The organism is Streptococcus sp. 27098_8_82 (assembly GCF_041431615.1).
GTDB lineage: Bacteria > Bacillota > Bacilli > Lactobacillales > Streptococcaceae > Streptococcus > Streptococcus sanguinis_K.
Genome location: NZ_JAPVYB010000002.1, coordinates 380,826 through 395,378, shown reverse-complemented (window position 1 = coordinate 395,378; position 14,553 = coordinate 380,826). Strand labels below are relative to the sequence as shown.

At 46.9% G+C, this 14,553-nt stretch carries 12 protein-coding genes; 7 read left to right on the top strand and 5 right to left on the bottom strand.

Annotated features, from left to right (window positions below; all coding sequences use genetic code 11):
- Positions 1-86: 86 nt before the first annotated feature.
- The 6 genes from metF to O3627_RS05225 all read left to right on the top strand — a co-directional run bounded on the left by metF (position 87) and on the right by O3627_RS05225 (position 6,570).
- Complete coding sequence (metF, locus tag O3627_RS05250) at positions 87-965, top strand: methylenetetrahydrofolate reductase [NAD(P)H] (protein WP_002910611.1); 879 nt, start codon at positions 87-89, stop codon at positions 963-965.
- Position 966: 1 nt separating this feature from the next.
- Entirely contained in the window at positions 967-1,911 is a 945-nt protein-coding gene (locus O3627_RS05245; protein WP_002911223.1) for an AraC family transcriptional regulator, read from the top strand.
- A 108-nt stretch (positions 1,912-2,019) separates the two neighbouring features.
- Positions 2,020-4,257 carry an alpha-galactosidase gene (locus tag O3627_RS05240; RefSeq protein ID WP_002911224.1) on the top strand — a complete coding sequence of 746 codons (2,238 nt, stop codon included), beginning with the start codon at positions 2,020-2,022 and terminating at the stop codon, positions 4,255-4,257.
- A 263-nt stretch (positions 4,258-4,520) separates the two neighbouring features.
- A complete protein-coding gene (locus O3627_RS05235) occupies positions 4,521-5,363 on the top strand; it encodes an HAD family hydrolase (protein ID WP_371621306.1) in 843 nt (280 codons plus the stop codon).
- An 11-nt stretch (positions 5,364-5,374) separates the two neighbouring features.
- Positions 5,375-5,971, top strand: a complete 597-nt coding sequence (locus O3627_RS05230) for a histidine phosphatase family protein (protein ID WP_168955963.1) — start codon at positions 5,375-5,377, stop codon at positions 5,969-5,971.
- Positions 5,968-6,570 (top strand): histidine phosphatase family protein, encoded by a 603-nt coding sequence (locus O3627_RS05225; protein WP_371621305.1) that lies wholly within the window; start codon positions 5,968-5,970, stop codon positions 6,568-6,570. Before O3627_RS05230 ends, O3627_RS05225 begins: the two co-directional genes overlap by 4 nt.
- Positions 6,571-6,628: 58 nt before the next feature.
- Here O3627_RS05225 and O3627_RS05220 read toward each other — a convergent pair whose 3' ends face one another.
- From O3627_RS05220 to O3627_RS05205, 4 genes are all read right to left on the bottom strand, one after another.
- Positions 6,629-7,102, bottom strand: coding sequence for a hypothetical protein (locus tag O3627_RS05220; RefSeq protein WP_032913332.1), 474 nt, complete (start codon positions 7,100-7,102; stop codon positions 6,629-6,631).
- Positions 7,083-7,994, bottom strand: a complete 912-nt coding sequence (locus O3627_RS05215) for a phosphodiester glycosidase family protein (RefSeq protein ID WP_002911229.1) — start codon at positions 7,992-7,994, stop codon at positions 7,083-7,085. The genes O3627_RS05220 and O3627_RS05215 overlap by 20 nt, the downstream gene beginning before the upstream one ends.
- Positions 7,991-9,040, bottom strand: coding sequence for a GtrA family protein (locus O3627_RS05210; RefSeq protein ID WP_371621304.1), 1,050 nt, complete (start codon positions 9,038-9,040; stop codon positions 7,991-7,993). The genes O3627_RS05215 and O3627_RS05210 overlap by 4 nt, the downstream gene beginning before the upstream one ends.
- A 308-nt stretch (positions 9,041-9,348) precedes the next feature.
- Positions 9,349-10,170, bottom strand: coding sequence for a PrsW family intramembrane metalloprotease (locus O3627_RS05205; protein ID WP_011836505.1), 822 nt, complete (start codon positions 10,168-10,170; stop codon positions 9,349-9,351).
- Positions 10,171-10,330: 160 nt separating this feature from the next.
- Between O3627_RS05205 and O3627_RS05200 the strand changes: the two genes are divergently transcribed.
- On the top strand, positions 10,331-13,387 hold the full coding sequence (locus O3627_RS05200; RefSeq protein ID WP_125382029.1) for an AAA family ATPase: 3,057 nt from the start codon (positions 10,331-10,333) through the stop codon (positions 13,385-13,387).
- A 61-nt stretch (positions 13,388-13,448) separates the two neighbouring features.
- On the opposite strand, the gene hutG is transcribed toward O3627_RS05200, so the two are convergent.
- Positions 13,449-14,438, bottom strand: coding sequence for a formimidoylglutamase (hutG, locus tag O3627_RS05195; RefSeq protein WP_371621303.1), 990 nt, complete (start codon positions 14,436-14,438; stop codon positions 13,449-13,451).
- Between the last annotated feature and the right edge of the window lie 115 nt (positions 14,439-14,553).

The following is a 14,553-nucleotide window of genomic DNA, read 5'->3' as shown; positions in this document are numbered from 1 at the left end:
AAGCAGAGCTGACAATCCTGCAGAAGTTGTTCTTCTAGGGTTGCCCTCGGCTATCACTACCATCATTGAAAGGAACTTTTTGTTATATGGTTCGTCGTCACACACCCAGTCTCTCATTTGAAGTATTTCCTCCCAATCCGGCAGTAGGCAATGATAAGATTTTTCAGGCATTGAGAGAGATGCAAGATCTGGCTCCGCACTTTATCAGTGTGACTGCCAGCAATAATAAGTTTGACATTGAGGAGACGACGGTTCGTTTGACCGAGTTCATCGCCAATGATCTCCAGATTCCGACGATTGCTCACTTACCTGCGGTCTATCTGACCAAGGACATGGTGTCCAATATCTTGCAGTCTTTGGATCGGGTTGGTGTCCATCAGATTTTGGCTTTGCGAGGGGATATTTTTCCAGATGTAGCGCCTAAGGATGATTTTACCTATGCGACTGATTTGATTGAATACATTAAGACAGAAGCACCGCACTTTGACATCATTGGAGCCTGCTATCCGGAGGGCCATCCGGATTCTCCAAATCAGATTTCGGATATTCAAAATCTCAAGAAAAAGGTGGATGCTGGCTGTTCTAGTCTGGTGACTCAGCTTTTCTTTGACAATGAGCGTTTTTATGATTTTCAGGACAAGTGTATTTTAGCCGGTATTGAAGTGCCAATCCATGCTGGGATTATGCCGATTCTCAATCGCAATCAGGCTCTGCGCCTGCTCAAGACCTGTGAGAATATCAAGCTGCCAAGAAAATTCCGGGCTATTCTGGATAAATACGAACATGACCCAGAGTCTCTGAGAGCAGCTGGTCTGGCTTATGCTGTGGACCAAATTGTTGACTTGGTGACCCAAGATGTAGCGGGCATACACCTTTACACTATGAATAATGCTGCAACAGCCTACCATATCTATAAGGCTACCCATGCTCTCTTTAATCATAACCCATCCGTCCAATCTTTCTAAGATGAATGAAGAAACCACTAATCAGCTTCATTTGCTGTTTAGTGGTTTTTGTTTTATAATAAGGATAAAAAAATTATCCAAATCTAAGGAGGAGCTGATGGAGCATTCGCTGACCTTGGTTAAGTCTATGCAGTTTGGCCAAGAAGATTGTTTTTTTGCCTTCTGTGGTTATTCAAAAACGGAAGCCCACCATAGCTTTGGGCCGGCTGTTCGGGATGTTTATGTCATTCACATCGTACTGGAGGGACGGGGGACTTACTCCGTGGGCAATCAGCGCTATGATTTGCAGGAAGGGCAGGGCTTTGTGGTGCCACCGGGTCAATCGGTCTTTTATCAGGCTGATGGAGAAGAGCCTTGGTCTTATGTCTGGATGGGACTGGGTGGGCATCTCTTGCCTCCTTATCTGCAGGCTCTGGGCTTACAGTCTGGCCAGTGGTCTTTTGAGCTGACTTCTTTGCAGGAATTTAAGGCCTTGGTCTTTGAAGGTTTGGCCTATGAGGGCAGCGGAATAACAGCTGAACTAGCTCTGCAAAGGCAAGTTTATCGCTTTTTAGAACTCTTGTCCCAGCGTCTCAAGCAGACCTCTTTAATCACGGAAAGCCGTCGGATCAATCCTTATGTCCAGCAGGTCTTGGAACTACTGAGCAGTCATCTGCCAGAAAGTTTATCTGTGCAGGAGTTGGCGCAGAAATTGGCGCTGCACCCTTCCTACCTATCTCGGCTTTTCAAGGATGAAGTAGGCAAGGGGATCAAGGAGTACAGCAATGATTTGCGACTCAATATGGCAGCTGATTTGCTGACGGGCAGCCAGCTTTCGGTGGAAGAGATTGCCAATAAGACAGGCTTTGCCGGAACACAGAGCTTTTCAAAAGCCTTCAAGAAGGCGCGTGGCCAGTCGCCCTTGAATTTTCGCAAGGCTAGCTCTCATCTGGGACAGGAGCTGTAAAAAGTCACATTTGGATAAATAATACTAGAAAGAAAGGCTTACCAAAAGGGGTGGCCTTTTTTATAATGAAAGTGGAAGTTTGACTGCAGACTGTGAAAGGAGAAGGTCATGAATAAGGCGAGTATTTGGTTTAAGGAAGAATGCAGGCAATTTCATCTGACTAATGGTGAGATTTCTTATATCTTTCGGGTTTCTGAGGATGGTAAACTCTTGCAGCTTTACTACGGAGCGGCGGTACCAGATCGGGATTATTCTTATCTAGTGGAGCTGCAGCATCGGCCCATGACGACCTATCGGAAAGAAGGAGATTTACGCTATTCTTTGGAGCATGTGCGGCAGGAATTTCCAGAATACGGCACGACAGATTTTCGTCATCCCGCTATCTGTTTGCGGCAGGAAAATGGCTCGCGTATTACTGATTTTGTCTATGTCAGTTATCAGATAGCAGATGGTAAGCCAGCTTTAGAGGGGCTGCCCTCTACTTATACAGAGACTCAAACGGAGGCTAAAACTCTTATTCTAACCCTGCGAGATGCGTTGACAGAGGTGGAAGTTCAGCTGTTTTATACGATTTTTGCTGATTGGCCCGTTATCGCTCGCTCTAGCAAAGTGATTAATCAAGGCAGGGAAACTTGCTACTTGGAATCCCTAGCTAGTCTGTCGCTTGATCTGCCAGATGCTGATTATGACTGGCTGCAGTTATCAGGGGCATGGGCCCGGGAACGCCATATCAAGGAGCGCCCGCTTCAGCAGGGGATTCAGTCTATTGAGTCAACCCGCGGCATTTCCAGTCCCCACCACAATCCTTTTGTGGCTCTTAAGCGACCGGAAACGACTGAATTTTCAGGTCCAGTACTAGGAACGGCCTTGGTGTATTCAGGTAATTTTCTCATTCAGGCTGAGGTGGATACCTATGATGTGACCCGGTTGCAGCTAGCTATCAATCCTTTTGGTTTTGAGTGGAAGCTGGCTGCAGGCCAGTCCTTTACCAGTCCAGAAGCTCTGCTAGTATATTCTGAGCGGGGCCTCAACGGCATGAGTCAAGTCTTTCATCAGCTATTTCGTCGACGCCTAGCTAGGGGCTACTGGCGCGAGCGAGCGCGTCCTGTTCTCATCAATAACTGGGAAGCTACCTATTTTGACTTTAGTGAGAATCAGCTGCTGGAACTTGCTGAAAAGGCTCAGGAAGTAGGAGTGGAGCTCTTTGTGTTAGATGACGGATGGTTTGGCCAGCGGACTAATGATCGCGCTGGACTGGGGGATTGGTTTGTCAATCCAGAAAGGCTGCCGCAGGGGCTAGGCTCTTTAGCAGAGCGAATTCACGGTTTAGGCATGCAGTTTGGTCTTTGGTTTGAGCCGGAAATGGTCAATAAGGATAGCCAACTCTACCGAACTCATCCTGACTGGCTGCTTGCAGTGCCAGATAGACAGCCCCACCATGGTCGGAACCAGTTTGTTTTGGACTATTCTCGACCAGAAGTAGTGGATGAGATATTTGAGCGTCTGTCAGCTGTTATCGAGGAAGCGCAGCTGGATTATATCAAATGGGATATGAATCGCCCTCTGACGGATGTCTTCTCAGCTGCCTGGCCAGCCGATCAGCAAGGAGAGATTTTTCATCGCTATGTCTTGGGTGTTTATAATTTATATGAGCGTTTGACTAATCGCTATCCGAGCTTGTTATTTGAGTCCTGCTCTTCAGGTGGGGGCCGCTTTGATCCAGGTATGATCTACTATGCTCCTCAAGCTTGGACCAGCGATGATTCGGATGCGATTGAGCGCTTGAAGATCCAGTACGGGACCAGCCTTCTCTATCCGCTTTCGTCCATGGGGGCTCATGTCTCCATCGTGCCCAATCACCAGACCAACCGTCTGACTCCGTTGAAGACGCGGGGCAATGTCGCCTTTTTCGGTTCCTTTGGCTATGAGCTGGATCTTAATCAGCTAAACCCAGAGGAATTGGCTGAAGTCAGGGAACAGATAGCTTTTTACAAGCACCATCGAGAGCTGATTCATAATGGAACTTTTTATCGACTGCAGTCGCCATTTAAGGAAGATGGGCAGACAGCTTGGATGCTTGTCAGTCAGGATCAGAACACTGCACTTTTAGGCACTTTCAAGGCCCTCAATCAAGTCAATCGCTCTCATCAGCGTTTGCAACTGAAAGGACTGGCTGCGGATAAGGTCTATCGGCTAGAGGGGCGTACCTATACTGGGGCCGAGCTTATGCGAGTTGGGCTGGTCACCACGGACGCTTCCAGCGGTCAGCTTCTGGAGGATTCTGAGCAAAAGCCGAGCTATGACTTTGATTCTAAACTCTGGCTATTTGAAGCAGAAGATGAGTAGATAAGATGGGGAATAAAAAGAGCAGAAGGAACAAGCTGATTAAAAGCTGTCCTTCTTGCTTTTTCCTCTGAGAAAAAAAGGATAGTACCATTATCTCTGATAATTCTATAGGAAAAGGCTTTCAAAAAGGTATATAATAGAGTGAAGCTTTTATAAAATAGAGCTGGGTCAGAATGGGAGAATTTGTAAAAAATGAAGAAAGCATTTGCCAGTTTGGATTATTAGTAGAAAGCATTCGGCAAATGCGAGGAAGAGGAAGTTTTATGACGAGAAAAATCATCTTTCTGGACGTGGACGGTACCATCATCGACTATGACAATCATATACCGGAGTCTGCTGTGGTCGCCATTCGCAAGGCACGGGAAAAGGGCCATTTGGTCTATGTGTGTACAGGTCGCAGCAAGGCTGAGATGCCACCGGAAATTTGGGATATTGGCTTTGATGGCATGATTGGTGGCAACGGTTCTTATGTGGAGCATAAGGGGCAGGTTATTCTGCACCAGCTGATTCCGCGAGAGGTTGCTAAGAGGCTAGTCGACTGGCTTCAGGAGCGGGGGCTAGAGTTTTACCTGGAGAGTAATAACGGTCTCTTTGCCAGCAAAGGCTTCCGCGAAGCAGCGCGACCAGTGCTTCGAACCTACGTCCTTGGAAAAGGTGTCAAGCCAGAAAAAGTAGTAAATATGGAAGCTGAAGAAGCTCTTCACGGCTTGGTCTATGGAGGAGAGCTCTATCGGGACGACCTGAACAAAGTCAGCTTTATTCTCAGAAGCTACCAAGACCATCTGGATTCCAAGGCAGCTTTTCCTGAGCTCAAGGCAGGTACGTGGGGTGGCAAGGGCGAGCATGCTCTCTTTGGTGATTTAGGAGTCAAAGACATTACCAAGGCGCATGCTATTGAGGTTCTGCTGAAGCATCTTCATGCTGATAAGGCAGATACTCTGGCTTTTGGCGATGCCAAGGTTGATATTCCTATGCTGGACTATTGTCAGGTCGGCGTTGCTATGGGAAATGGCGGAGCGGAAATCAAGGCCATGGCCAATCTGGTGACAGACTCGGTCAGCCAAGACGGTCTCTACAAGGCCTTTGAAAAGTTAGAACTCATCTAAAGGAGATATGAATGATGGCAAAAACTCTTTATCTGATGCGGCATGGCCAAACGCTTTTCAATCTGCGTCACAAGGTGCAGGGTTGGTGTGATGCTCCTTTGACCGATTTTGGTATTTATCAGGCCAAGGTGGCAGGGCAATATTTTAAGGATGCCGGAATTATTTTTGACGATGCTTATAGCTCTACTCAAGAGCGGGCCTGTGATACCTTGGAATTGGTAACAGACGGTAAGATTCCCTATAAGCGTGTCAAGGGACTCAAGGAGTGGAACTTCGGCACCTTTGAGGGGGAAAGCGAGGATCTCAATCCGCCCCTGCCTTATGGAGATTTCTTTGTGACCTATGGCGGTGAATCACAAGATCAGGTCCAGGAGCGTATGGCAACGACCATTCTTCAGCTCATGCAGGAGACGGATGGTCAGTCTGTACTCATAGTCTCCCATGGCGGAGCTATGGCCAATTTTGCCAGAGCTTGGCGGAAAAACTGGCGTCTGGATGATTTAGGTCACATGACTAACTGCGGAATTTTAAAGTTTACTTTTGAACATGACCAATTCTATCTAGAAGAGGCTATTGGTCACGATTTTAGCGATTGGGAGGAAAAATGAAAGATTTATATTTGATGCGGCATGGCCAGACCTTTTTCAATCAAGAAGGCTTGGTGCAGGGAGCTTGCGATTCTCCTTTGACAGAACTAGGGCAAGATCAAGCTCGGCAGGCAGGAGCTTATTTGCAAGGGCGGGGCATTCGTTTTGGTCAGCTATACTCCTCCACCCAAGAGCGAGCTTCTGATACTTTAGAACTTGTCTCCGGTCGGACCGACTATACTCGCCTTAAAGGCATTAAAGAATGGAACTTTGGCCTTTTTGAAGCCCAGCCCGAACACCTGCAGCCGAAATTTCGACCAGGAGCCACCTCTTTTGAAGACCTATTCGTCCCTTACGGTGGAGAAGGTGTGGACCAAGTCGGTGAGCGCGTGCTGGTCACTCTGACTGAGGTCATGGAGCAGGCAGGAGCAGAGCCAGTCTTGGCTGTTAGTCACGGCGGTGCCATGTGGGCCTTCTATCTCAAGAATGCGGCTCAAGCCCTGGACCCCAAGGTACGCTTTGGCAATTGCGCCATCTGCCATTACCATTATGAGCAGGGACATTTTAAATTGGCAGAAGTCATTGATCCGCTGACGGGTGATGTGTATGAGAGTGAATGAAGACTCAGAAAGATTATCACTAGAATAAAAACCTCAGATCTTTCTGAGGTTTTTTGGTCTATGCTTGACTGTAGGTTTCACGACGACTTAGTTTTGTATCTTCTTTTTTGCTGGGTATTGGCTGTGCCTGGATTTCTTTATTCCACTCACTTCGAGTAAAGACCATGGAGAGTAGTGCTAGAATCGTAAAGGCTGCTCCTACGTACCAGTAGGGCATATCCAGCGTTGTGGAGCGGCCAGATAGGTTGACGATGCCACGAAAGAGCATACCGGCTGTCATAATGGCTACAGCTGAGTTCCAGAGGTTGAGGCTGAGCCGAGAGAGGTTAGGGATGACCTTCATAAAGAGTAGAAGGAAAATGCCGCCCGCTAGAGGAATGACAAAGAGATAATGCATGTGGCTAGAAGTCTCGCCGAAACTGAAAGATTCATAGATTCTGCTGAAAGCAAAGAAGAAAATAGTTAATAGTGCGTAGATAAGGGCCGTTTTTCTAAAACGTTTTTTGCTGTGATTAGTAACCGATGTAGACAATATCACTCACCGACCTTTCTGAGATAGTATTTCCGTTGGTTGTAGGTTTGTTAATGACCTGACCGTTAAAGTAAAGTGTAGAGGAACCCCCGCCGTCGAGGTTATAGGCAGTCTTAACGCCATAAGATTTCATGATTTCTGCCATTTGGTAGAGGGAAAGACCCTCGCTTTCTGAGGTACGTCCGTCTGAGACGATGATGATGTAGTGGTTTTCATCAATGATACCGATAGCTGTCCGAGGATTGGAAGACATGGACTGGCCGACTTCGGAGTTGGTATCAACGACAATCTCACCATTTTCTACAAGAGATGGGCCGAAGGCCAAGAGATTGACCACGCCGTCTTTGACCAGTTGATCGGCAGAGACTTGGTCTTCATAGATAATCTTGAAGGAGCCATCTTTGTAAATGGCTAAATCACCATTGCTGGAGTCTTCTCGGACGGTATCGCGGTAGACGACGCCGTTGCGGATGACATAGCCAGTCGTGTTGGCTCCGTAGTAGTCGCCGTTAACCGCTAGGATAGCATTGTTGTTGGCAGCTGTTTCCGAGGTTTTGGCGGTGACATTATTTCCGTAAGTGTTTTGGGCAAAGGCTGTTTTCAGGTATTCTGATGAGCTGACAGTCACATCAGCGATGTAGACCTGGGTGTTGCTGACGGTATTTTCAGTTAGCGTAACCGAGATGTTGTCGTCTGAATAGCTGGTATCCGTCACAGTTGCCGTTTCCGCAGCCTTGCTGGCAGCCTCGGCATTGGACGACGAACTTGCGCTTGAAACCGTGGAAATGGTCTCTGCGATGACGAAGGTTTTCAGCATGGAGTAGCTGAAAGAAGCTGTCAGAAGCAGCCCGAAAATAGAGGCATAGGCATAGCGTTTCTTTAAAAATTTCATGATGCGGTGTGAGTCCTTTCCTTAAAAATAAATCTCTTTTGGACCATCCAGGAGACGGTGAAGAGCAAGATGCCGACGATGATTTTGACAATCAGAAGATTAAGACCAAAGACAGCGTAGAAGAGGCGAATCAGCAGTGTATCTAGGATAAAGAGCACTACAGCAAGGCTGAAATAGCCAGTTCCTGTCTTGAGTATACTGTCGTCGTTCTTAAAGACCAGTCTTTTATTGGTCGAATAGTTAAAGATTGAGCTGGTCACGCGGGCAATCCCATTAGCTAAAAGAATTCTCAGGCTGGTCGGCACAGCAGCTAAGAATAAGAGAGCCAGTGCGTAGACGATGTAGTCGACGACAAAACTGCTAAGAGAAGTCAGGGCGAATTTAAAAATATTTTTATAAATCATGAGCCCATCCCGAATTGGTCGGAAGTGGGAGCCTTGATTATCATTGATATAGACTGTCTCAATGGGCATTTCCAAAATGGGATATTCCTTGCTGGCTTCTAAGAGCATGTTCATTTCATACTCATAGCGCTGACCTTCTACCTTTAGCATAAATGGGATCATGTTGGTCGTAAAGGCTCGTAAGCCTGTCTGAGTATCGGAGACACCAACGCCAGTTTGGACTTTGAAGAGAGCCCGAGTCAGACTGTTGCCGAAGCGGCTGCGCAGAGGCACCTTGCCAGTAAAGGCGCGTGCTCCCAGAATCAGCCGATTGGGATTTTCAGAAGCCTTGCTCGCTACGCGGAAAATATCCCAGACCTTGTGCTGGCCGTCCGCATCTGCTGTTACCACCGTTCCGTATATTTTCAGTGCTTGGATAAAGGTAAAAGCAGTTTTCAGCGCTCGCCCCTTGCCTTGATTGACCTGATGACGGAGCACAGTCGCGTACTGCTCTGCCTGCTCAAAGACTATCTGGCATTTGGAAGAGCTGCCGTCATCGATAACAATGATATGAAAATCACCTTTATGGTGAATTTTTTTTATCAGCTTAATAAGATTATAATCAGGCTCATAGGCCGGAATCACTAGAAAATCCATATCCATACCTCTTTCTTAGATGATTTGTAGAAAGTATACAGACTGCGGCTTAAAGATTCCTAATATAAGTTAGTTTTAAGAAAATGTTAACATTTCTTTAAGGAAAGAGCATGGGGAAAATAGGATAGAAATGCCGTTGGGGAGAGGATTAGAGATAATTTTGCGAAATGAATGCTAGAGTATGACAAAGGGATTATGTAGATATCTCTAAAAATAGGTCATTCCGATTTTTGCAATTGCTTGGTATGTCTTAAATGTTAAAAAATATTCCTGAATACCCAAAAAAAAACGACCATAACGGTCGTTTTTTTGCATTACTCCACTTCCAATTCTTCTTGGTCGATTTTATGGGCTTTTCGGTAGGCTTGGTAAAAGATAAAGACAGCCAGAGCAGTCATGGCAGGTACGATGATTGGGATATCCGTTTCGATAGCAGTCAGCGGTGAGTTCCAGAAGAAGTGGAGAACGAAGGCTGCTAGGAAGTAGAAGAGCCCCACTCGGAAATAATTTTTCTGAGTTTTGGCATAGCGTAGCATGAGAGCCAGACCGAGAGTGGTTAGGGCGGTGTAGAGCCAGTGAGAGGCAATGCCGCCAGTGATACGGCCTAGGATACCAGAGATAGTGAAGGAGAAGCCTTCGGGCAGGTCAGAGAGGATATAAGAGAAGTCCTCACTAATCTGAAAACCCATGCCAGCCGTAATACCCAGCATCAAGAAGGATTTGAGCTTTTTGACTGGGACTAGATAGACAGCGAAGGCAACTGCTAACAGCTTGAGCGGTTCTTCAACCAGTGGAGCTGCGATGGCGTTTTCTAGGTCGCTGAGCAAGGTGTTTGGGAAGCTGGTGCTGACCCACTCGTGGATATAGGTGTTGGCCAAGCCAGAGGTCCAGCCAGAAATGAAAAGGCCACCTAGCAGAGCTACTCCAAGGCTAAGTGCAGGAGTTTGCCATTTTTTACCCAGTTGGCGAATCAAGAGCAGGGCAGGGATGATATAGAGCAGGGCCAAGAGGGCTGACAGTCCGACAATCCCATAGGAAGTACCTGACATACTGCCAGTAGTATAGGCTTGTGTCTCGTATTCTAAGCCAATCGCGCTCAGAAGGAGAAAAATGAAAAGAACAATATTTTTCTTCATAAGTAACTTTCTAAAATTTTATTTTCATCCTAGTATAACAAAAAAATCCTAAATAAAACCAATTTAAAAACTGGAAATTAAGGGCTGGTATAATACTTTACTTGCCAAACTGTCTCTTTTTGTTTATATTAGTTCTATAAGGTTTCTTGGAGGCGTTTGCATGTCGAAAAATCTGTTGAGGTTGAAATTGCTGGGAAGTCCGAGTGTCTTTCTCAATCAGGAGGAAGTCTTTTTTCCTTTTGCTAAAATCAATGCTCTGCTTTACTATCTCCACATCAATGGAGCAGTCAATCGAGAAGAGATTGCAGGAATCCTCTGGGAAAACAAGGACAACCAGACCGCCAAAAAGAATCTGCGCAATACCATTTATCAAGCTAACAAGCTATTAGGTGGGGAATGGATTGTCGCTCCCAACCGGACTGTGCTGTCGCTTAATCCCGAGTGTATGATTGAAAGTGATGTAGAACGTTTCACGGACCATCCTGCAAAGCATCTGTCGCTCTATCAAGGGGATTTTCTGCAGGGCTTCTATCTCAAGGACAGCGAGGCCTTTGATTACTGGGTGTCTAAGATACGGACGCGATATGAGCAGCTTTATATCCAGGCCTGCTACCAACAGATGGAAACAGAAAAAGACCATCTGGATTTGAAAGAGGCTGAGCGGAATTTGCGCCGTTTGATCAGCATTGATGAGTTTGATGAGAAGAACTACCATCTGCTCATGAAGCTCTATCAGGATAATGATCGGCCTGGAAAGGTCATTGAGACCTATTACAAATTGCTCAATATTTTGGATAAGGAACTGGGTATCAGTCCTACAGAACCTATCCAGCAACTATATCATGAGGTGCTTGCCAAGGACCGTAGCGAGCGTAAGACCAAGCAGTTTCTGCGCAATATGGATCACTTTTTCGGGCGGGTCGATGAAATCAAGCGTTTGGAATCTTACTTTTCTAAGGTGATAGAGACTCAGGAGGCGCGTGCTCTGGTCCTAGTCGGTGGTACTGGTATCGGAAAGCGGACAGTGACTCGTCAAGTACTGGCCAATCAGACCAAGTATTTCCAGATTGTCATGGCTGAGTGCTTCAAGGAAGAGATGAAGACAGAACTCCAGCCTTGGCGCGGTTTGCTGGACGGCCTGGGCGACTTGGTTATTCAGCACCAGATTCTTTCTATCAGCCAGTGGCAGGTCATTTTGGAGAGTTATTTTCCCATTTTGACAGGAGGCGCTTCAGATCTTCAGTTGGATGCGGACAAGCTGGCTCAGTTTGTGGTAGATATTCTGCAGAAGATTTCTAAGAAAAAGGCTTTGATTGTCTTGATTGAGGACTGTCACTGGATGGATGAGGCTAGCGTTGCTGTCTTGGAGCAGGTCATGAATCATTTGACCGGCTATCCTGTGGCCTTTGTGCTGACCAAGCATTTGAGCACCCCTTCTTATTTGGAACATTTTTTCAATCACCTGCTGGTTCGCAATAAGCTAGGCTTTATTGAGCTGCAGCCGCTGAATTTTAAGGATAGTGTGGCTTATTTGCAAGCCCAGACAGGTCAGCTAGCCATGTCTGAAGCACGCCTTGAGGATATTTATCGGGTCAGTCAAGGCATCCCTTTCTTCCTATCGGAGTATGCTGAGCAGCTTCTGCGAGGAGAGAAGTTTCATCCGTTGACTCCGGCCATCAAGGCAAAGCTGTCCTTGAAGCTGGATTATCTGAGCAGTCAAGAGGAGGAGCTGGTGGACTATCTGGCTTGCTTTAGGGCTCCTGCGTCGGTTTCGCTCTTAGCTAGGCTACTAGGTTTGCCGATGGAAGAAGTGGTCGAAATCACTGAGGAGTTTGAGCAGAAGCAGCTCTTGATGGAAGAGGAGCAGGGCGAGGAATTGGTAGTGTGGTTCAGCCAGGAGCTTCTGAGAATCTACGCCTATGAGCGTTTATCGCTTGCCAAGAAGCGAATGCTGCATCACCAGATTGCCCAAGGCATGGAAGACCAGCTGGGAGACTCTCTCTATCATGCTCAGTTGCTCAATGAAATCGCCTATCACTACAAGATGTCCAAGCAGCCGATTAAGTCTCTGGAGTACGAGCTGCATTATCTCGAGGCTACTCTGAAGTTTCATCACGAGCTCTTTCCGATTTACTCGCGGGAGTTTGGCTTTATTGAAAAGACGGATGATAGCAATCAGTCCGCGGTTTTAGACCAGTTTGACCGTATCCGTCGGGAGATAGAGGGCTTAGAGAGAAAACACCAGAATCACAAGGATTTTCAGCTATTGGTTCTCCGCTTTCTCTATCTAGAAGGGCGCTATGCTATCCGGACGGGGAATTACCAGCAAGGGATGGACAATATCCAGCAGGTGATTGCTTCGGCCAAGGAGCTGCAGCAGATGGATTTTCTCCTAGAAGGCTATCGGCAGATGATTTACTACTGTATCCAGACGGAAAATATCCCTGAGATGCGCTATTATACGGAGCTGGCTCTGGATGCTTCGGTCCAGGCCAACAATCACGAGGCCATTGCTATCAACCTTCGACTCAAAGGGCTCTATCATCTCATGATTGGAGATGAGGAGCAGTCGCTTCACCATCTCTACCAGTCCATTGACTGTTTCAGCCTGACGTCTTCGCTGCGTTCCAAGTACTCGATTCAGATTGCGGCGGCTCTAGACTATTTGGCAGAGATTGAGCAGATTCGCGGGAATTTTACGGCATCTCTGGCTCATCAGAAAGAGGCCATTAAGCTGACGGAAAATAAAACAGCAGAGCCTTCGATTTTTGCTTTCTACATCGGCTTGGGCATGACCTATTATCAGCTGAAAGATTATGAGCAGGCGGAGCGAATTTTCCTCAAGGCGAAAACAGCTCTGAAGTCCCTCAGCTTTCCTTGGAAAGAGACCCAGTTAGAAGTTTATTTGGCCTTAATTGGCTGTGAGAAGAGAGATTATCAACCGGTGCTTGATCTACTGCGGAAAAAGGATAGTCTCATTAGCCGCTATGGCAATCCGCGGGACAAAGGGCTGATCTACTATCTGATGGCTGTGATTAAGTATCGCCTGCTGACTGGCAGCTTGCAGGAAGCAGGCTTTGAAGACTTGCTGGATCAGGACTTTGAGACCTACTATGAAACGGCCAAAAGCCAGCTCAATCCCTACCGTGACCGGCACCAGCTAAAGGAATTAGAAAACTTACGCCAAGGTCTATCTCAGGCATTAAACACAAAATAAAAGAGGATGAAAGCAATGTTCATCCTCTTTTGATGTTTGTAATGAAGTTTTTAAATGCCTATCAGTCATGTGCTTGCGCCCAGACTTGGGTCAGGTAAAAGACAAAGCAGGCTGCCAGATTAGCCGTATGGTTGTCTATATCGTGAGGTGGAGAGACTTCGACGATATCAAAGCCGATCAGTTTGCCTGAGGCAGCAATGTGCTGGAAGACCAGAACCGCTAGATTGGGATCCACACCGAGCGACTGAATGGCACTGACACCAGGAGCGGCACCAGCTGCAAAGCAGTCAATATCAATGGTCAAATAGACCTGCTCCTTGTCGGCCAAAAAGGTATCGACCACCTTACAGACTTCCTTGTAACCCATTTGGTAAATATCCATACCAGTCAGAAATTGGATAGCCTTGGATTTTGCCACAAAGTCAAAGAGAAAGAGATTGTTATTATGCTCCTGAATCCCTAGGATAAGGTAGTTAAAGGCCTGCTTCTGAGCCAGAGTGTCATCGAACATCTGGCGAAAGCCGGTACCAGAGTTAGGACCAGTCTGGTCATAGGGACGCAAATCAAAGTGGGCATCCATATTGATAACGGCCAAGTCTTGGTCAGATCCTAGTGACGACTTGAGGCCCAGATAGTGGCCGTAGGCTGTTTCGTGGCCGCCCCCTAGGACAATAGGCCGGAGATTGAGCTCTCGCAGGCGTTTGACTGCCCGAGCCAAGCTTTGCTGCAGCTGCTCCAGAGAGCGGTTAGGACCGTCAATATCGCCAGCATCAAAGACGCGAACGTTTCTGCCCAGATGCCAAGGAAGCTTGGCCAGTTGAGTTCGGATAGCCTGTGGACCTTCGACTGCGCCCACTCGGCCGTGGTTGATATAAACCCCTTTGTCACTCTTGAAGCCAATCAAGGCAAAGTTGACGCCGTCAAAGGGTCTTAAATTAGGGTCATTTAAGTCCAAAAACTCAATAACCATCCCCCATTTGGCAGCATATAAATCATCATCCAGTCTCTTATGATAATAGCTGTTATCTAGCTGATAGTAATCTTCTAACATGATTTTATCCTTTTCCATAACGATACTTGCGACTTTATTATAAGAGTTTCCGCTAAGCCTGTCAATGACTTTTGGCGGGAAAAGAAGCCCAGCTGAACGAGAGCGGGCTTCTTAT

Coding starts and splice junctions, on each gene's coding strand:
- O3627_RS05225 (WP_371621305.1), top strand. CDS start 5,968: ATGAAAGATTTATATTTGATGCGGCATGGCCAGACCTTTTTCAATCAA.
- O3627_RS05200 (WP_125382029.1), top strand. CDS start 10,331: ATGTCGAAAAATCTGTTGAGGTTGAAATTGCTGGGAAGTCCGAGTGTC.
- O3627_RS05235 (WP_371621306.1), top strand. CDS start 4,521: ATGACGAGAAAAATCATCTTTCTGGACGTGGACGGTACCATCATCGAC.
- hutG (WP_371621303.1), bottom strand. CDS start 14,438: ATGTTAGAAGATTACTATCAGCTAGATAACAGCTATTATCATAAGAGA.
- O3627_RS05215 (WP_002911229.1), bottom strand. CDS start 7,994: ATGAAATTTTTAAAGAAACGCTATGCCTATGCCTCTATTTTCGGGCTG.
- O3627_RS05240 (WP_002911224.1), top strand. CDS start 2,020: ATGAATAAGGCGAGTATTTGGTTTAAGGAAGAATGCAGGCAATTTCAT.
- O3627_RS05245 (WP_002911223.1), top strand. CDS start 967: ATGAATGAAGAAACCACTAATCAGCTTCATTTGCTGTTTAGTGGTTTT.
- O3627_RS05205 (WP_011836505.1), bottom strand. CDS start 10,170: ATGAAGAAAAATATTGTTCTTTTCATTTTTCTCCTTCTGAGCGCGATT.
- O3627_RS05230 (WP_168955963.1), top strand. CDS start 5,375: ATGATGGCAAAAACTCTTTATCTGATGCGGCATGGCCAAACGCTTTTC.
- O3627_RS05210 (WP_371621304.1), bottom strand. CDS start 9,040: ATGGATATGGATTTTCTAGTGATTCCGGCCTATGAGCCTGATTATAAT.
- metF (WP_002910611.1), top strand. CDS start 87: ATGGTTCGTCGTCACACACCCAGTCTCTCATTTGAAGTATTTCCTCCC.